Below are 17416 nucleotides of genomic sequence, written 5' to 3'. Positions count from 1 at the left end.
TTCCCCCACGAAACTCATGTGACGGCGGGCAGCAATGGAACGCTATGCTATTCCCAAGCATCTGGATGATCCCGAGTTGATCGGGTTCTGGACGCTTGATGAATTCCTCGTGATGGTCATCCCCTTTGTCTGGGGGATCATGGCCCAGCATATCGTTATCGGGCTGATCATCTCCACCGCGGCCTGGTTCGGTTATCGCAAGCTACGAGCTGGCAGGTCGATGTCCTGGATCCTGCATTTTGGGTACTGGCATCTGCCGGGTGAGTTCTTCGGCCTGAAGTGTTTGCCCCCGTCACATCTTCGCGTCCTGGCCGGCTGAGCCATGGATCTCGATCTCGCCCACGGCCATGCACAGCGCGTACTGCGGCAACGCAATGCACTGGCAGTGGCTGCGCTCGCTCTCGGCCTGCTGCTGGCAGGGACATTCGTGGTCGCGCAGCGGCGCGACCGTGAGATTGTGCTGGTGCCAACCTTACGCACGCCGGTGACGCTGAGCAGCGTGGCGGTTTCGCCCGCATACCTTGAGATGGTCACCCGGGACGTCGCCGCGGTTGCGCTCAACCGCTCGCCGGAATCGCTGGCCTGGTGGATGAATTCCATCCTCGATCTGACCGACGAGCGGGCGCGAGGGCAGGTCAAGAAGGACCTGATGAAGATCGTTGCTGAGCAACAAGGCTCACAAATCACCCAGTTTTTCACACCGGATATGCTGCAAGTCGACCCGGCCCATCTTCAAAGCGACGTGGGCGGCACCGTGCATACTGTCGTTGCCTCCAAGGAGGTCACAAACGCGCATCGGACCTTCCGCTTCACCTGGTCCTATAACGGCGTGTCCCTGAAACTCGTCGGCTTCGGCATGATTGCAAAGGCGGACCCGGCAAAATGACGGCCGGAACCGCACAAGGGTTGAACCTCATGGCATCGCTGGAAATTTCTGCCGGAACGGCGCTTGCCGCCCGGGTCAAGTGTCGCGCAAGCCTGATCGGTGTGTCGCTATTGGGTTTGGGTTTGGGCGGAATGGCAGAGCCCGCCTTTGCCGATCAGAATGTCCTCGCCGCAGACAATGGCACCGTCCATTGCGATGCGTCGCTCAAGGATCTGACGCGCGTCACCTTGAAGGATGATCAGTTCGCTTCGGTATCAAAGGTTCAGACTGGCAATCCCGCCGAGGATTTCCAGGTCGTCAACGAGCCGCTGCGCGGTGACATTTATCTGTCGGTGGGCTCGGGCTTCTCCAAGCCGTCGATCTCGTTCTTCGGCACCACGCGCAAAGGCTTCGTCTACAAATTCGTCTGCACCGTTGCCGGTGCTGACGCCAAACAGGTCTTCGTCGCCAATGCCGATAGCGAACAGCCGGCATCCATCGGTGAGCGTTGGCCTGCCAACCTTTCCGCTCAAGAGACGGCAGCGCGGCTGATCGCGGCGATGTATGCTCAGAAGCCCGTCGAAGGCTACGACATCACGTGGCGCGTGCTTGCCCCTGTCAATATGGGGGCGACCAAGGTGCAACTGGTTGGGCAATATGCCGGGGCCTCGTTCACCGGCAAGCTGCTCAAAATTGCCAACACTAGCGGCAAACCGATTGTGCTGAGCGAAGATCAAGTCGCACCCGCCGACGCGGTTGCGGTAAGCATCACCAATCCAAAACTTGAGGCAGGCCAGGAAACAACCGCCTTCGTCATCGTCCGCTCTGCCGGTTCGGGAGATCGGCCATGAAGAATTCTCTCGGAAAAGGTTTGGCCGACACAGCTGCGCCCTCGGTAAGCGATGATCTCGATCGCAACGCGGTTACCCGAAAGCGCCAGCGGATCGCGATGTATGCGCTCGGCGGGACACTCGTTCTTGCCGGCATCTGGTGGATTACTGGCACGCCGTCCAGCGAGCCGACGCAGACGGCACAAACCGACCAGACGAAGTCGGTGAAGATTTCCACCGACGACATGGTCAATCGCTCCATGGCCGACAAGGAGTGGATGGCGCTCTCGGAAAACCAGATCAGCACCCAAGGGTCCGAGATCAAATCGCTCCAGAGCGACAGCACTCGCATCGACCAACTGCAAAAGCAGATTCAGGATCTTCAGGGTCAGAACCAGTCGCTCAAGACCGACGGCACGAAGGTTCTCTCGGCCTACCAGACCGAAAACGACCAATTGCGCTCCCAAATTTCTGCGCTCTCGACGCAAATGCAGCGTGCAACTGCCGGGCCGACGTCGCTCTATGGTGCTGGTGCGCCCGGCACGTATCAGCGTGCTGGTACTGCGCCACAAGGGCCCGGGGGTCCAGCCGCGGGCGCGGAACCATTGGCAGCTTCGCCGGCAACGCGAGCAAGCGAAGTCCGGCTGATCGCATTTAGCGGTGATGCGTCGGGAACGGCCACGCGCATGGTCCCTGCGAAAACCACGCAGTTCACCGACAGCGAGAATTATCTGCCGCCGAACTCGATCGCGACGGCAAAAGTGGTGGTGGGCGTCGATGCGACGGCCAACACCAAGAGCCAGACCGATCCCTTGCCGGTGGTCCTGCGGATCACCGGGCAGGCCAGGTCAGTCTATGCGCAGGGCAAGCTGCTCAAGACCAATATCGTTGGCTGCATGGTCAATGGCGCCGCCATGGCGGACCTCAGCTCCGAGAAGGTTTACGTGAAGCTCCAGCGCATGACCTGCCCGCAGCCAGGCGGGCGTGTGGCGGTGAGCGAGGTCAAAGGCTTCATCGCCTTCGGCGGCAAGACCGGCGTACGCGGACGGGTTGTGAGCCGATCGGGCAACCTCGTGACCCAGGCCTTTGTCGCCGGTGCACTTGGCGGTTTCGGGCGCGGATTTTCCGCCAATTCGCAGAGCCTTCTGACCGCGCCTTCGGTCAATGTGAATGGACAGCGTTCGACATTGTCGCCGACCGACATCGCCCAAGGCGGCCTCGGCCAGGGCGTCGCCCAGTCCGCCGATATGGTCTCCAAATATCTGATCGAGCGCGCCGAGCAGTACCAGCCAGTCGTCGAAATGCCGACCGGCCTCGATGTCGAGGTGGTGTTCCTCGACGGCGTGTTCATCCGCAACTGAGGGAAGTTTGCCATGACAGGTTTGAAATTCCTTGGCCTCACCGCGTTTGCCGCACTGGCAACGCATTCGTCACCGAGTCTTGCTGGACCGAACCTGGCCGGGACAATGAACGCGCAGGCGGTCGGTCACGCGATAGCCGCGCGGCTGCCGCGCACGCAGGTCTCGAATGTGGATTGTGCGAAGATACCCGGCATCTGCGAGGTGCAGGCAGGCAGCAACGTCTTCTACGTCGATCCGTCCGCTCGATATCTGATCGTGGGACGGGTCTATGACATGGAAACCCGCCAGGACATTACGGCGGCTAGGTTGCTCGAAATCAACCCGGATCTGCTTCTTGGCGGTGCGGCATCAGTCCATGGTTCGGCCGAAGACGCCGCCTATGCCCCCCAGCCCCGCAGCGGCACAACCCCATCCCCTGTGCAAAGCCCGGCGCAGAAGGTTTCGGTGACCGAACTTCCAGCATCAGGGGCCATCGAGTGGGGCGGAGCGGGCCCGCACGTGACTGTCTTCAGCGATTTCCATTGCGGCTATTGCCGCATGCTGCACCAGACTTTGAAGACTATGGGTGTTCGCGTCAGCGAGCGGCCGATCTCGGTGCTTGGCACGCGCGCGATCTCCGATGCGGTGATCTGCGCCGAGGACCGGGCAAACGCAGTCGACAAGGCTTACAGCGATCAGGATGTGCCCAAGCGGGCCTGCGATACCAGCGGGCTTGATGCCAACGAGCGTTTCGCCGGAACGCACGGGTTCAGTGGAACGCCGGTGATCGTTCGCGACGACGGGGCCGTCGTTCTCGGCTTTCGGCCTCGCGAGTTTCTGGAAGCCTGGCTGAAGGGAGGCGCATGACACACATGCGTGGCAGGCTCACTCTCCTATTGATCGGTGCAAGCGCCCTGTCGGGCTGCTCGCTCCTGCACTCTAACATCAAGGGCGGCTTTGTCTGCGCCGCTCCGCATGGAACATGCGCGCCATCGACGACGATCGACGATGATGCGATCCGCGCGATCGGCGGCCAGGATGTCCGGCCCGGAGACGGTGGTGAAGCGTCGGCCGCGACATATTCTGAATCGGCAAGGCCGACGCAGGCGGTCGCGACGAAGTCTGGAACCGGCAAAGGTGCGATCTTCGTTCCGGGGGTGCGTCCGACAATTAAGGTTGTTTTTCCAGCCTGGCGCGACAGTTTGGGGCAGGTCCATCCCCGAACGGCGGCCTATGCAGCCGTCGATCTTCCGCCGATGCAGGTGACCACAGCGATACCGTTTAGCGCACGCCAGTTGGGCGCTGGCGAAAGCACCAGCTTGCTCGGTGTTGCCGAGATGGCGCCGGATAACGGTCTTCTCAGTTCGGCTCCACGGGCTGTGGTGCCGGGAAACCGCCACGCCCAAAGCATCGTCAACCCGGATGCCACACTTGTTGGTGCAGGACGAGCAGCTGATGCTGGCGCGCCAGATCCACTGGGTACGATCAAGGACCAGGTCAAACAGATCCTGTCGACTACGAAGATACCACCGGCGCAGGCTGACGCACCGAAGTCCGGTCCCGCGCCAGATCAGACCGGTGCCAGTTTCCCACCGAAGGGGAGCTGATCGGCCATGCTTTCGCGCTTTGTTGAATTGGTGACGGGTGATGACCAAACGCCCGAGCGCAGGCCGGGAGCTCGGGAGGTGCCGATGCTCGCCAATTTCCTGGGGTATCGCGCCTACAATCCGACCGAACAGCTCTTCCACCTGACCCGCTCCAAGGGCTTCATTCTTGAACTGGCCCCGCTGATCGGTGCCGACGAGCGTATTTCCGACATTCTGAATTCGATCTTTTCGGACGTGCTGCTGCCCGGCTGCGAATTCCAGATCATCAATTATGCGTCGCCCAGGATTGCCGAGAAGCTGCAAGAATGGGCTCTGCCGCGGGTGCGGGCAGGACAGGTGTTCGACAAGCTCGCGCGATATCGGCTCGAACTGCTTCGCAAGGGCGCCTGGACCACGCTTGCCGGCGATGGCCCGTTTCACCTGCGGCACTTTCGAGTGCTCTTCGCGGTTGGCGTTGGCCAGGGCGCCAGCATCAGTTCCGAGCAATTGGGCTCAGTACGCGAGGGGATCATATCTGCTTTCGATTCGATCAACGTCGCGAGCCGCGTGGTTGAACCAACGGACCTCATCCGCTTCATTGACGATGTAGTATGCCCCTCGACAGGCGCAGGCGACGACGCCCCTGACTACAGCCCATTCGATCCGATCAACGAGCAATGCGTGCGGCGCGATCTCGTCACCCGCGTCGAGCGGGACCGGCTGATCCTCCAGGCCCCTTCGCTGCGCCCTTCCGGCGTGATCGTAGACGGTGCGCCAGAGTTGGCCGACTATTCGCCGCACGAATTCGACGTTCGCACCATGTCGGTGCGTTATTTCCCTGAGCGCTGGGCACCCTGGGACACCCAGAAGGTCATCGGCGACGTCTTCAATCCGAAACTCTGCCTGCCGTGCCCGGTCCTTCAGTCGATCTCGGGTAAAATTCCCGCCGCCGACGTTTCGGAGGCGAAAGCCGGGTGGAAGTTCACCCGCACGACCTCGCTCGCCGATGGCAAAGCCGCCAAGCTGGTGCCGTCGCTCAAGACCCAGTCGGCCGAATGGCAACATGTCCAGCAGCAGGTCCGGCTCGGCCAGAAGCTGGTGCAGATCTATTACAGCGTGACCATGGTCTCCCCTGCTGGTCGTGGTGACGTCAATGAGCGGACGCTGAAGGCGATCTACAAGGCCGCAGGATGGGACCTGATCGATGAGACCTACCTGCAACTGGGCGGTCTCATGGCTTCGTTTCCACTGATGCTGGCCGATGGCCTCTCGATCGACCTTGCGCGAATGCGCCGGTTCCGCACGGTGCTTTCTGCCAACGTCGCGTCGCTCGCCCCGGTGCAGGGCGAATACAATGGCGGCCACATTCCGCACCTGCTCTTCATCGGCAGGCGCGGACAGCCGCAGTTCTGGTCGCCCTTCCAGAATGGTGCCGGGAACCACAACGTCGCGATCGCCGGGAAATCGGGCTCGGGCAAATCGGTGCTGCTGCAAGACCTGACCGCCAGTCTGGCCGGCGTGCGCGCCAAGACAATCGTCATCGACGACGGCCGCTCGTTCGAGCACATGGCCAAGGCGCTCGGCGGGACCTTCACCGAGTTCAAGCTGTCGTCAGGCATCTCGATCAACCCCTTTCGGATGATCGACCTCACCCTTGCCCACGAAGACGAGGATTACCTCGTCGATTGCATGGCGATGCTCAAGGCCATCGTCTCGCAAATGGCCCGCTATGAAAACCGCCTCGACGACACTGAGCGGGGCCTGATCGATGCTGCCGTAAATGCGGTGTGGGAGCGCGATGGTCGGGATGGAACTGTCGATGGTGTGATGGCGCTCCTGCACGAGGCGGGGCATCCCCAGGCCGACGATCTTGCCACCGCTCTGCTGCCGTTTTCAGCGAAAGGGACCTACGGACCCTTTTTCCTCGGCGACACCAATCTCGACATGTCGGCCGATCTCACGGTCTTTGAACTGTCGGATCTCTCCTCGCGCGAGGAACTGCGCAGCGTCGTTCTGACGGCGATCATGTTCGTCGCCTCGCAAACGATGCGCAAACTCGATCGCCAGATCCCCAAGGCGCTCATCATCGATGAGGCTTGGCAGATGCTGAAAGGCGGCGCGATGGCCGATTTCGTCGAGACCTATTCACGGACCTGCCGCAAATATGGCTCCTCGCTGATCACTGCCACGCAATCGATCAACGATTTTTACAAATCTGGTGGGTCCAAGGCCGCGCTCGAGAACTCCGACTGGATGGTGGTGCTCCAGCAAAAGCCCGAGACCATCGCCGATTTTCGCAAGTCCGACCGCTTCGAGATGGACAATTTCACCGACGCGCTGCTGCGGTCGCTGAAGCGCAACGGAACTGATTATTCGGATATCCTGATCCGAGGTCCCGACACCCAGACCGTTTGCCGGCTCGTGCTCGATCCCTTCTCGGCGACGCTCTATTCATCGAGTCCGCAGACCTACGCCCGCATTGAGGCCGAGGTCGAGCGGGGCCTTTCGATGGCCGAGGCAATCGAGGCGGTCGCCTATTCGGCAAGCGCCGCGCCCCTGAAGGCGGCGGCACAATGACGGTGCGTCGAAACTACCCCGATTGGGGCGCAATCGCTGCCGGCACCTTGCGTCTGCTTGGCTGGCTTGCCGTCAATGCGCTCGCGGCAGCCGGTATTATCGCGCTTGCCGCCTTCGCGCTGGGGAGCTTTTCGCTGCCCTTGACCATGGCGCAGCTCGCCAACCTGACGGACCGTTATGTGGTCGCGAGCGGCGCTCGGCAGGACCAGTTCAACCACATCGTCACGCTTGGGTTCGCGGCGGCCTTCGTCGCAGTCTCCTTTTTTCGGCGCGCCGGAATGGTGCGTGCTCTCACCTCGCCCGAGAACGATCATGGACAATGATATTGATGCAGGCACGCGCTCGGCCGCGGTGCCTCTTCCTGACCGATCCCCAGCGCCGGCATCGCGCGATTTCCGGCAACCCGTTCTGTTTGTTGTCGCAGGCCTCGCACTGCTGTGGGCGACCTGGGCCACCCATTCCATCTGCGAAATCAAGCGAGCCTCGCCCCATATCGTCAAAGTACAATTGGCGGGCCTCGTGCAAGAATATGTGCAGGCCCAAGCCCGATCGGGCGCATCTGCCGATCAGGTTTCGGCGCAGACCACTGCCTACCTGAAGGCGCTCAATGAAACGGTCAGCGCCCATGCCCATGGTGGCACCGTGGTGTTGCTCGCCAATGCCGTCGTCGATGGCGCGGTCCCCGACATTACCATGACCGTCCGGCAGGAAGTCTATGCCCGCTTTCCCCATCCGCAGCCGGGTCAGCCGCAGGGCATGACGCCGCAGATGAAGCAGTTCTTTGACGCCAATGGAGCTGCGAATGGCAACGGCAAGTGAGGCCTGCCAGACAAGGCGCAACCGCGCGATGCGACCCTGGGCCAAGGGGTTCGTGGGCGCGGCCATCTTTGTCTCAGGGTACTTTGGTCTGCAATCGCTTGCGGCCTGGCACGACACCCACGCGATCTTCATCAACGCGAGCGAGTCGCTGCCCAATTGGGCGCTCCTCGTTGAGGCCGGGCGTTTCCCAAAGCGCGGCGATTATGTCGTCTTTGATCCCGGCCGCGATCCGCTGGTGGTCAAACATTTTGGGGCCACTCCCAAGCCCTTCGCCAAGATCGCTTATGGTGTCCCCGGCGATGTGGTTTCGCGCTCCGCAGAGCGCGTGCTGGTCAATGGCCACGAGGTTGCGCGGCTCAAGCCGTTGACACGGCAAGGCGAGAGGCTTGTTCCCGGACCGACTGGAGTTGTGCCGACCGGCTGCATCTTTGCGGCAAGCCCGCACAAGGACGGGTTCGACAGTCGCTATTCCGCGATCGGCTTCGTTTGCGGGCATCATCTGATTGGTGTCGGGGAGCCGATCTTGTGAATTGGGTAGGCATCCGGCTCGAAGTGCTGCTTGTCCTGGCTCTTGGCAGCCTGAGCCCGGTTCCGGTGGCGAGCGCAAAGGATTACGGCACGCTCGGATCGACCTGGGCCATCGCGGAACCAGATCTGCTCGCGGTAATCCGGGCGCGTTTGCAGTCGGCGCAGCTGAGCGGGGCGCTCGCCGCGATGAACCAGAAATTCGTCGAGGCGGCCCAAGCCAGCGTTCACCGGCCCCACCCCGTCGCCGGCATTGGCCCGGCGATCGTGGATCGACATTGGAGCTTCGATCCGACCGTTACTATCGCGGACGATATCCGCGACGCGCGCGGCAATCTGATCGCCGCGAAGGGGCAAAAGTTCAACCCTCTGCGCGTGGTAGGCATGGCCCATGCTTTTGCCTTCGTCGATGGCGACAACACTGCAGAACTGTCCTGGGCGATGAAACAGGGCGCGCCGGACAAGCTCTGGATCGTGCTGGTGAAGGGCTCGCCCACGGCCCGCATGAAAGAGATGAAGCGGCGCTTCTATTTCGACCAGCAAGGCGTGTTGACCTCGCGCTTCGGCATCGAGCACACGCCCGCACTGCTCAGCCAGAAGGGCGAGGCACTCGATATCCGTGAAGTCGCACTCTCGCATGTCGGGGCAACGCCATGATGGGTTGGCGAATCATCCCGGCTTTGCACCGATGGAAGAGTGCGCTCGCAGACCGGCTGCCGGCGCCGATGGCCGCTCCCGAGACACCCCAACTGCGCAGTTTCCGGGTCGCGCTGATCGTCCAGCTTGTGGCCCTTGGGCTCCTGACCGCGGCATGGGAGCCGATCGCTGCTAGCCGCATGGGAAGGATCGCAACACATGTCTGGCTGGTACTTGCCCTGAACGCGCTCATGGTCGGCACCCGCTGGCTCGTTTTGAAACTCCGCGCCGATGATGCTTGGGCAGCACGGGATCATGACGAATGATGCGGCGCCGCCTCCTCGCCGCACTGCTGGCTATCGTCGGTTTGGGATTGGCTGAAACCGCCGATGCCGAGGGATCGGCGACTTGCCATGGGCATTTCCCAAACCCGATCACCGACATCTGCTGGGACTGCTTCTTCCCGCTATCGATCGGAGGCTTCGATTTGTGGCCCGGCGACAAGCCCGATCCGCCAAATCCTTCGCTGCCGGTGTGCCTGTGTGGCCTCAGGCCAGGCCTGTCGTTCGGCTTTTGGGAGCCGGTGCGGCTCGTCGATGTGACGACCAAGCCGTTCTGCTTCCCGAACCTTGGCGGGATCACGATCAACCCCGGCATGTATGTTGGCAACGGTCATGTCTCGGCTGCCTCGCAAAAGGGCGGGAACACCGAGATGACCGCCCAGTATCAGGCGCACTATTACGTCTATCCGCTGTTCTACCTCCTGGAGTTGCTCGCGGATTTCATCTGTTTCGAACAGGCCTCGTTCGACCTCGCCTACATGACCGAACTCGACCCGACTTGGCAGGACGATACGCTGGCCGCGCTCGTCTTTCCCGAGACGGTGGTGTTCGATTTTCCGCTGGCACAGGTGGCTTGCGCCGCGGACTGCGTGGCGGCGACTGCGGCTTTGCCGCTCGACTCTCTGTTCTGGTGCGCGGGCTGCAACGGTTCGATGTATCCGATGACCGGGAACATCGGGAACAACTCGACCATGGACCAGTCGATGCGGCTCGCGGCCGAACGCATGGTCTACAAGATGCACCGCACCGCGCTCGCCTGGGGAACCATGGGCAGTCAGGGCCTCTGCGGCAAATACCTCATGCCGATCATGCAGAAGCAGCAGTACCGCCTGCAGATGGTGAACCCGCTTCCAGCGACGTCCGGGCGCTATGCCTGTCAACCGCCTGGCGGCTCGACCGTGCTGCAATTGACCTCCCATACCTACCCGGTGGTTGGCGAGGATGTCGGCTACCTTGTGTGGCGCAAGCGTAATTGCTGCGCGTTCTGATGGGGGAGCCATGACCAAGCGCTTCCTCCTCATCGGCATCGCCATCGCCGGGATCGGTGTTGGTGCCGCGATCGCGCAAACCAGTGTTGATGGGCTCGACCTCGAAGCAATCGACAAGCGCGCGCACGCGGGGGCTGCCGATCTATCGCAGTTCGTAACGCAGGTGCTTCACGCCCAAGCCAAGGCCAACGCCGAGCAGCGTGCGACGGTCGAGCGCATGGTCGAGGCGGCTGCCAGCAATGTCGCGGCGCTCAAGCCGACCCCCGCCTATCCGGTACCAGGCGGCGTCGATCTCGACTCGCTGGTGAGCCAGGCCGCGCAAACGATGAAGCCGGAGGACCGCTCGGCGCCAATGTTCATCGCATTCGCCAGCCTCTCGATGCCCGAGGATTCGCTGCATCACCTGATCGCCGATGTCACCAAGGCTGGCGGCATGGTCGTATTTCGGGGGTTCTCCAGCGGAGGTGGCCACGCCTTCATGGACCAGCTTCGCAAGGTCGTCCCCCCAGGCGCGCCTGTCCGTATCAGCATCGATCCGCGCCTGTTTCGCGCCTTTCGCGTCGAAGCGGTGCCGACCTATGTCGCCGCCTCGTCGAGCTTTGCGCTGTGCTCGGGCACAGACTGCACGAGTGAGCCGCCAGCTTATGACCGGCTCGCAGGGAACGTCACCACTAGCTTTGCGCTCGAAACCTTCGCCGAGGGACAAGGACCGGGCTCGCCGGTGGCACGACTTGCACTCAAGAACTTGAGAAACGGCGATTGAGCAGGTTCTCCGCCCTCGCTTGCCTCGCTGGCGCCCTCGCGACGTTCGCGACCTCGACGCTCGATGCACAGAGCGTTGATCCCAAAGCGGCGGCAACGGCTGTTGCGGGGCAATTGCAGGGCCAACTCAACGGTATCGTGACCAGCCAAAGCGCGCCCAATAGCGTGCCCGGCTACAGCGGCGCAGATTTGCCTCAGGGCAATTACATGGCCCGCCCGGATCTCCTTGCCAACGACGGTGCGGTCCAAGCGACGACCAGCGAGCCTTACGCGATCGTCACCAATCCCAATCGGCCCACGGTCGATACCTCGACGCTCGGGCTCTCCAATGCGAAGACGGTCGAAGCCAACCCGAACAGTTTCTCCGGTGGGACGGGAGCCGGCGGAAGTCAGGGCAATTGTCAGCAATTGCCGCCGAGTGCGGGTGCGCCCAGCACCTATTACGATTCCTGCCAGATCGGGCAGGCCGAAGTGGATAGCAGTTTCACCTGCACCATCGGTTGGAGCAACCAGCTATCCAGCGCCCATCAGTTCACCTGCCACACCTCCGAATGGGACATCTATAATCCCAGCGTCAATCAGACCTTCTATTTGGCACAGGTATCGGATTGCGGTTCCTTCGCCAGCCAGTCTTCATGCAGTCAGGTTGCGCAAACCACCAAGGCCCCGCAAACGACCTGGCCTTCGGGCGCCGGGATCGGGCTCAACTTCACCGAAACCGACACGACCTACAATTGCACCGGCCAGACAAATTTCGGCACGCCGGCCTCAAGCAACTACTGCATAAATCACACCTCGTGGTGCTTCGTGCCGCCACCGCTGGACCAGGCGCCGGGCGTCCCGGGTGCAACCGACAACGGACCTGTCCAAACTTATCAGGGTTCGTCGGTCGACAGTTCTGATTGCAACGCCAAGCTCGGCACGGCCGCCGCTTGTCCATCGGGCTATGTCCAGCAGGGCAACGAATGCGTCCAGACCACAGCGGCCATCGTGACCTATTCCTGCCCGCCGGGTTGGAACCTTGCCGGAAACCAGTGCAGCCTCGTCACCGTCCAGGCAGCAAGCCTCACCGGCTACACCTGTCCGTCCGGCTTCAGCCTGTCCGGGACCACGTGTACCGAGACTGAGGCCGCTACCGCGTCGGGATACTCCTGTCCTGCGGGCTACGTGCTGTCGGGCACCAGTTGTACCAGCAACCAGACGCAGGCCGCGGCACCGACTTATTCGTGCCCTGCGGGTTGGACTCTCTCCGGGACCAGTTGCAACGGCCCGGTCACCCAATCGGCGGGCTCACAATATACGTGCCTCGCAGGGTGGACGCTTGCCGGCACCAATTGCACGCAGTCGACGAGCCAGGCTGCAAGTCCGACCTATTCGTGCCCGACGGGTTATACGCTGAGCGGTTCGGTCTGCCAGGAGGTGCTGACCCAGGCGGCGAGCCCAACCTACAGTTGCCCCGCCGGTGACAGCCTTTCCGGATCGAATTGCATCCAGGCCTCGTCTTACGCAGCAACGCCGAACTATTCGTGCCCCTCCGGGATGACGCTGTCTGGCACGACCTGCACGCAAGAATCGAGCTATGCTGCCAACGCAAGCTGGTCCTGCCCTGCGGGCTGGACGCTGTCTGGCACCACCTGTTCGCAACCGGTCAACTACGCGACATCGACCTATTCCTGCCCGTCCGGTGGCACCGCGAGCCAATTCCGCTATGCCTGTCACTCGTCGGAATGGGACCTCGTTTTTGATTACAGCAGCCAGACCACTCTGCTCACGACCCTATCGGACTGCGGTTCCTTTGCCGTCGAGCCCACTTGCAGCCAGGTCTCCCAAAGCCAACAACCCCCGCAAATCACTTGGGGCTCAGCCTACGGCATCGGCAGTTCGTTCACGCAAACCGATTACGTCTATTCCTGCTCGGGTTCGACAAATTTCGGGACTGGAGCGTCGAACACCTATTGTCTTGGCGCCAGCTATTGCTTCGATGAAACCGGCGTGGCCGGCATCCCGGGGGTGCCGGGTTCGAACTACCTCGGCGCCACCTGCACGGGATCGGCAAGCCAAGCCGCAACCCCGACCTACAGCTGCCCATCAGGCGGCACGCTCTCGGGCTCGACGTGCATCACCAGCAGCACCCAACCGGCCGATGTCAGCTATTCCTGCCCCTCAGGAGGTACGGTATCGGGGCAGAATTGTACGACCAGCACATCGCAAGCGGCCAGCGTGCTTTATACGTGCCCGATCGGATTCACGCTCAGCGGCACCACCTGCTCAGAGACTTTGAGCCAAGGCGCGACAGCCTCCTACAGTTGCCCGGCCGGGACCACACTTTCTGGAAACCAGTGCGTTGGCACCAGTACTCAGCCCGCGAGTGTCAGCTATGGCTGCCCAACCGGCTATACCCTGTCCGGAACGACCTGCACCGGGACGGGTACACAAGTGGCCAGCGTCACTTATGCCTGCCCCGCTGGCTGGACCCTGAGCGGGACGGCTTGCAGCCTCACCACGACTGTTTCGGCGACGCCGGCTTATGCGTGCCCCTCGGGAATGACATTGTCGGGCACGCAATGCGTCACGAGCCAGGCAGCCTCACCCGCCTATACGTGCCCGGCGGGGTTTATCGTCGATGGCTCGACCTGCACCCAAAACCAGACCCAGGCGGCGGCCCCCTCCTATTCCTGCCCATCGGGGACCACGGTCTCGGGCACCAACTGCATAGCGACTGTCCCAGCATCGAGTTCCGGCGGTGCGGGCGGAATGGCCTGCATGCCGCCGACCGAGGTTTGTGTCGATTCATCGCCTGCGACCCGGACCGTCGCTGGCGTTCAGGTCACCCACGATTGCTGGCAATGGCAGGCGACTTACAACTGCGGAACGTTATCGAGCGCCAACGACTGCTCCACGCTCCAGTCCAAAAGCAATTGCAGCTTCGACCACGAGGTCTGCCTCGACGACCCCCAAAACGGGCCGTGCCAGGTCAAGAGCGAGGTCTACAAATGCACGACGCCAGCGGCGAGCACGGGCAGCCCCACCTATTCATGCAGCGGCGATGTCTACTGCCTCGATGGCAGCTGCACCCAGCTGCCGCGCGACCCATCGCCAGATCTGGCCAAGGCGCTCGTGGCGATGAACGCCATGAACGATGCGAAGAGCCAATTCAATGCGCAAGCGCTGACCATCTTCGCGGGCAATGCAACCGGCTGCCACAAGCCGCTGTTCGGCCTAGTCAACTGTTGCGCCGGCAAAGTGTCCGGGCTGCTGACGGGAGCATCGGCCGGGCTGGCCCTCGCTGGCCTGCTTTCTGGAAATTATGCCTTCCTGCTCGGCATGGTGACCCAGTTCCTCGTGCTTTTCCTGTGCTCGAGGGAGGAGATGCTGCTCGACGTCAAGGATCGCCTCGGCCTGTGCCATTACGTAGGCGAATATTGCTCGTCACATTTCCTCTTCGTCTGCTCGACCGAGCGCAAGACCTACTGCTGCTATCAATCCAAGCTGGCGCGCGTGATCCAGGAACAGGGTCGTGCGCAATTGGGACTGGATTTCGGTAACGCGAAAAGCCCCAACTGCGCGGGCTTTACGATCGACCAGTTCTCGCACCTCGATCTTTCCAAAATGGATTTCTCGGAAGTCTTTGCCGATTTCACCAGTGCGGTGTCGCTGCCGAACTCGCTCCAGACCTCGACCGAGATCCAGCAGAAGGTCCAATCCTATTATCAAACGCATGGCCCGGGGACAGGACAATGACCCGGCAGCCATTCCATATGACAAGGAGCCCGGCGATGATCGGACGTTTGACAAGCGGCCGCGCCGCATTGGGTATCGGCGGCATTGCCGCGCTGACGCTGCTCGGCATGCCAGTTTGGGCGGCAACTGCCCCTCCCACACCCGACAGCAGCCCGTCGGTCGAGGAGGCAGTTGCTGCCAGCGACGTGACCGGTGACAATTCCACGCAGCCGGCCACGTCCAACCAGGACGATGCGGTTGTCGCGCCTGGTCAGGATCCCTTCTATTGTGGTCAACGCAAGCTAGGCACCTGGTTCTACTGTGAGCGTCCGAAACCCGCTGATCGCAAAGGATCGGCTCCAACGTTGGCAGCGGAATCCTATCGCCAGCGTCTCGACCGGATCGGGGCACGCCTCGAAGAGCTGAAGGCGAAGGCCGTGCTGGAGCCTTCGCCAGCAAATATCATCGCCTATGTCCGCTACCAGCGCGAGCAACTCGATCGTGCATCGATGTTCGCCGATGTCTGGGAACGGGCGATCTGGCAGCATCCCGACCTCGACTATACCTTGCAGCGGCCCGTCAACACGCTCGGTAAAAGTGCCTGGCTCGAACAGCGCAAAACCGACCGCGAGGCGACGATCGCGACGCTGTCCGAGCGCTACGGCCTGTTCTTCTTCTACTCAGGCTCCTGTGGCGCTTGCGAGGTGTTTTCACCGGTCGTGCGCTCGCTCGCCGACAAGTACCACCTCTCGGTGCTTCCAGTCTCGATGGACGGCGGCGCAAACCCGGCTTTTCCGCGCTTTGTCGTCAATCGCGGTCAGTACGAGAAGATGGGGCTTGAGGGCGGACAGGTGCCGGCGCTCGTGCTCTTCGACACTTACCTCAAGAAGCCGATCCCGATCGGTTACGGGGTCATGGCCGAGGATGAGGTGCTGCAACGCATATTCTACCTGACCAGCGTCAAGCCGGGGAGCGACTTCTGATGTGTGCACAACCCGGATCCATCCGTCGGCTCCCGCGGGTCCTCGGCCTTTGGCTGACCCTGCTCGCAGCGACAAACCTGGTTGTCGTCCAAACGGCTCAGGCCGACGTCAACGGCCAGTTGGGTTCCTTCTTCAGCAGCTTGGGCGGCTCGGCCAACGTCACTGGCCCAGTCGCCTACAATGGGCAGCAGGGCGGATATTACAGCGGCGGAAATCTCTGGGTGCGTTTCCCTGCCCAGCAGACCTACTCGTTGGGATCGCTCCAGATGCCCAGCGTCAAGGCCGGCTGTGGCGGAATCGACATTTTCACTGGCAGCTTCTCGTTCATCAACACCGACCAGATCGTCGCCGCCATGAAGGCTGCGGCGAACGGCGCGCTCGCCTTCGTCTTCGACCTCGCGATCAACGCCATCTCCTCGCAGATCGGCTCATCGATCGAGAAGGTCATGCAGAAGCTCCAGCAGTTCACCCAGCACAGCCTCAATGCCTGCCAGGCTGGCGAACAGGCGGCAGCGGGCCTGGCAGGCATGGTCGGCGCGCGCGATTCCCACTTCTGCCAAACGATCGGCAACAGCCAGGGGATCTTTTCGGATTGGGCGGCGTCTGCCCAAGGGTGCGGGACTGGTGGCAGCCAGACGTCGACGCTCTCCTCGAACGCAGACAAGACGATTCCCTCCGGGCCCTACAATTACACCTGGTCCATGCTCACCCAGAAATACCCGAGTTTCGACACCGCGTTCAAACAGTATCTTATGAGCCTTGTCGGCACGGTAATCTATCAACCCGGCACCAGCGATACCCAAGGTCCAACCTACAAATTCCTGGGCCAGGGCGATCCCGCGCTGATCACCGCGCTCCTCGATGGCGGCAGCAGCGCACAGGTCTTCACTTGCGACAACACCGACCAGTGCCTCAACCCGACGCAATCGACACTTACGGTTTCGAGCGCCAGCGCGTTGAAGACCCGGGTCTACAACCTGCTCATCGATATCGCCGGGCGAATCCAGGGCAACCAGCAGCTGACCAGCGAAGAGATCGGCCTCCTCGGCGCAACGACAATTCCGCTCTACAAGATCATGGTGGTCAACGCGGCGGCCAGCTTCGGCGGCATGAACACGGCCGACCTGTCAGAGCTCGCCGAAATCACGTCGGTCGATCTCCTCGAGACGGTCGTTCAGCAGTTCTACAAAATGGTCACCGATGGGCAGTCGTCGTTCCAGAACGCCGATCCGATGACCCTGAAGCAGTGGCAGGACCAACTGCGCGAGGTTACCCACACGCTCGATGCGCAAGTGATCCACAATTCCGAGCGGCTGACCCGCACCGAGCAGATCCTTGATCGGACCATCCGCATCGAGGGCACGCTGCGCAATGCCATGTCGCCGCAGATGTCGGCGGCTCTTCAGTTCGAGAAGGTGCTGGGCCAGCACCCGTTGCAGTGAG

Annotated in this window: 17 protein-coding genes; all 17 read left to right on the top strand. The window is 62.0% G+C overall.

The window, feature by feature from the left end:
- Positions 1–34 precede the first annotated feature (34 nt).
- From traL to AQZ49_RS08460, 17 genes are read left to right on the top strand one after another with little or no spacing between them, the layout of a single operon-like run.
- Positions 35–319, top strand: coding sequence for a type IV conjugative transfer system protein TraL (gene traL, locus AQZ49_RS08535; protein ID WP_067614853.1), 285 nt, complete (start codon positions 35–37; stop codon positions 317–319).
- A gap of 3 nt (positions 320–322) precedes the next feature.
- Positions 323–886, top strand: a complete 564-nt coding sequence (locus AQZ49_RS08530; protein WP_067614852.1) for a type IV conjugative transfer system protein TraE — start codon at positions 323–325, stop codon at positions 884–886.
- Positions 883–1716, top strand: coding sequence for a type-F conjugative transfer system secretin TraK (locus tag AQZ49_RS08525; protein ID WP_231739077.1), 834 nt, complete (start codon positions 883–885; stop codon positions 1714–1716). Before AQZ49_RS08530 ends, AQZ49_RS08525 begins: the two co-directional genes overlap by 4 nt.
- Complete coding sequence (locus AQZ49_RS08520) at positions 1713–3056, top strand: TraB/TrbI/VirB10 family type IV secretion system protein (protein ID WP_067614851.1); 1344 nt, start codon at positions 1713–1715, stop codon at positions 3054–3056. Before AQZ49_RS08525 ends, AQZ49_RS08520 begins: the two co-directional genes overlap by 4 nt.
- 12 nt (positions 3057–3068) lie before the next feature.
- The gene (locus AQZ49_RS08515; RefSeq protein WP_067614850.1) at positions 3069–3902 is read left to right on the top strand and encodes a DsbC family protein; all 834 of its coding nucleotides are present in this window, start codon (positions 3069–3071) and stop codon (positions 3900–3902) included.
- Positions 3899–4642, top strand: a complete 744-nt coding sequence (locus tag AQZ49_RS22245; protein ID WP_156428211.1) for a hypothetical protein — start codon at positions 3899–3901, stop codon at positions 4640–4642. The genes AQZ49_RS08515 and AQZ49_RS22245 overlap by 4 nt, the downstream gene beginning before the upstream one ends.
- 6 nt (positions 4643–4648) lie before the next feature.
- Entirely contained in the window at positions 4649–7198 is a 2550-nt protein-coding gene (traC, locus tag AQZ49_RS08510; RefSeq protein WP_067614849.1) for a type IV secretion system protein TraC, read from the top strand.
- Positions 7195–7521 carry a hypothetical protein gene (locus AQZ49_RS08505; RefSeq protein WP_231739075.1) on the top strand — a complete coding sequence of 109 codons (327 nt, stop codon included), beginning with the start codon at positions 7195–7197 and terminating at the stop codon, positions 7519–7521. The genes traC and AQZ49_RS08505 overlap by 4 nt, the downstream gene beginning before the upstream one ends.
- The gene (locus AQZ49_RS08500; protein WP_067614848.1) at positions 7511–8017 is read left to right on the top strand and encodes a TrbI F-type domain-containing protein; all 507 of its coding nucleotides are present in this window, start codon (positions 7511–7513) and stop codon (positions 8015–8017) included. The genes AQZ49_RS08505 and AQZ49_RS08500 overlap by 11 nt, the downstream gene beginning before the upstream one ends.
- A complete protein-coding gene (locus AQZ49_RS08495) occupies positions 8001–8546 on the top strand; it encodes a S26 family signal peptidase (RefSeq protein ID WP_067614847.1) in 546 nt (181 codons plus the stop codon). The genes AQZ49_RS08500 and AQZ49_RS08495 overlap by 17 nt, the downstream gene beginning before the upstream one ends.
- Complete coding sequence (gene traW, locus AQZ49_RS08490; protein WP_231739073.1) at positions 8543–9199, top strand: type-F conjugative transfer system protein TraW; 657 nt, start codon at positions 8543–8545, stop codon at positions 9197–9199. The genes AQZ49_RS08495 and traW overlap by 4 nt, the downstream gene beginning before the upstream one ends.
- Positions 9196–9504: a hypothetical protein gene (locus AQZ49_RS08485; RefSeq protein ID WP_067614846.1), complete on the top strand. Its 309-nt coding sequence runs from the start codon at positions 9196–9198 to the stop codon at positions 9502–9504. Before traW ends, AQZ49_RS08485 begins: the two co-directional genes overlap by 4 nt.
- Complete coding sequence (traU, locus tag AQZ49_RS08480; protein WP_067614941.1) at positions 9504–10508, top strand: conjugal transfer pilus assembly protein TraU; 1005 nt, start codon at positions 9504–9506, stop codon at positions 10506–10508. Before AQZ49_RS08485 ends, traU begins: the two co-directional genes overlap by 1 nt.
- 10 nt (positions 10509–10518) lie before the next feature.
- Positions 10519–11271, top strand: a complete 753-nt coding sequence (gene trbC / locus AQZ49_RS08475; RefSeq protein WP_067614845.1) for a type-F conjugative transfer system pilin assembly protein TrbC — start codon at positions 10519–10521, stop codon at positions 11269–11271.
- Positions 11268–15011 (top strand): conjugal transfer protein TraN, encoded by a 3744-nt coding sequence (gene traN / locus AQZ49_RS22755; protein ID WP_231739071.1) that lies wholly within the window; start codon positions 11268–11270, stop codon positions 15009–15011. Before trbC ends, traN begins: the two co-directional genes overlap by 4 nt.
- A 35-nt stretch (positions 15012–15046) precedes the next feature.
- Positions 15047–15973: a conjugal transfer protein TraF gene (locus tag AQZ49_RS08465; protein ID WP_082701667.1), complete on the top strand. Its 927-nt coding sequence runs from the start codon at positions 15047–15049 to the stop codon at positions 15971–15973.
- Entirely contained in the window at positions 15973–17415 is a 1443-nt protein-coding gene (locus tag AQZ49_RS08460) for a conjugal transfer protein TraH (protein WP_067614843.1), read from the top strand. Before AQZ49_RS08465 ends, AQZ49_RS08460 begins: the two co-directional genes overlap by 1 nt.
- Position 17416 lies beyond the last annotated feature (1 nt).

Source organism: Novosphingobium sp. FSW06-99 (genome assembly GCF_001519065.1).
Lineage (GTDB): Bacteria > Pseudomonadota > Alphaproteobacteria > Sphingomonadales > Sphingomonadaceae > Novosphingobium.
The sequence above is the reverse complement of the archived record's forward strand: the minus strand, read 5'-3'. Positions and strand labels throughout refer to the sequence as shown.

What these genes read in the sequence shown, in the direction of transcription:
- AQZ49_RS08530 (WP_067614852.1), top strand. Translation starts at nt 323, where the DNA reads ATGGATCTCGATCTCGCCCACGGCCATGCACAGCGCGTACTGCGGCAA.
- AQZ49_RS08525 (WP_231739077.1), top strand. Translation starts at nt 883, where the DNA reads ATGACGGCCGGAACCGCACAAGGGTTGAACCTCATGGCATCGCTGGAA.
- traL (WP_067614853.1), top strand. Translation starts at nt 35, where the DNA reads ATGGAACGCTATGCTATTCCCAAGCATCTGGATGATCCCGAGTTGATC.
- traC (WP_067614849.1), top strand. Translation starts at nt 4,649, where the DNA reads ATGCTTTCGCGCTTTGTTGAATTGGTGACGGGTGATGACCAAACGCCC.
- AQZ49_RS08495 (WP_067614847.1), top strand. Translation starts at nt 8,001, where the DNA reads ATGGCAACGGCAAGTGAGGCCTGCCAGACAAGGCGCAACCGCGCGATG.
- AQZ49_RS22245 (WP_156428211.1), top strand. Translation starts at nt 3,899, where the DNA reads ATGACACACATGCGTGGCAGGCTCACTCTCCTATTGATCGGTGCAAGC.
- trbC (WP_067614845.1), top strand. Translation starts at nt 10,519, where the DNA reads ATGACCAAGCGCTTCCTCCTCATCGGCATCGCCATCGCCGGGATCGGT.
- AQZ49_RS08500 (WP_067614848.1), top strand. Translation starts at nt 7,511, where the DNA reads ATGGACAATGATATTGATGCAGGCACGCGCTCGGCCGCGGTGCCTCTT.
- AQZ49_RS08460 (WP_067614843.1), top strand. Translation starts at nt 15,973, where the DNA reads ATGTGTGCACAACCCGGATCCATCCGTCGGCTCCCGCGGGTCCTCGGC.
- AQZ49_RS08485 (WP_067614846.1), top strand. Translation starts at nt 9,196, where the DNA reads ATGATGGGTTGGCGAATCATCCCGGCTTTGCACCGATGGAAGAGTGCG.
- traU (WP_067614941.1), top strand. Translation starts at nt 9,504, where the DNA reads ATGCGGCGCCGCCTCCTCGCCGCACTGCTGGCTATCGTCGGTTTGGGA.
- AQZ49_RS08515 (WP_067614850.1), top strand. Translation starts at nt 3,069, where the DNA reads ATGACAGGTTTGAAATTCCTTGGCCTCACCGCGTTTGCCGCACTGGCA.
- AQZ49_RS08465 (WP_082701667.1), top strand. Translation starts at nt 15,047, where the DNA reads ATGATCGGACGTTTGACAAGCGGCCGCGCCGCATTGGGTATCGGCGGC.
- AQZ49_RS08505 (WP_231739075.1), top strand. Translation starts at nt 7,195, where the DNA reads ATGACGGTGCGTCGAAACTACCCCGATTGGGGCGCAATCGCTGCCGGC.
- AQZ49_RS08520 (WP_067614851.1), top strand. Translation starts at nt 1,713, where the DNA reads ATGAAGAATTCTCTCGGAAAAGGTTTGGCCGACACAGCTGCGCCCTCG.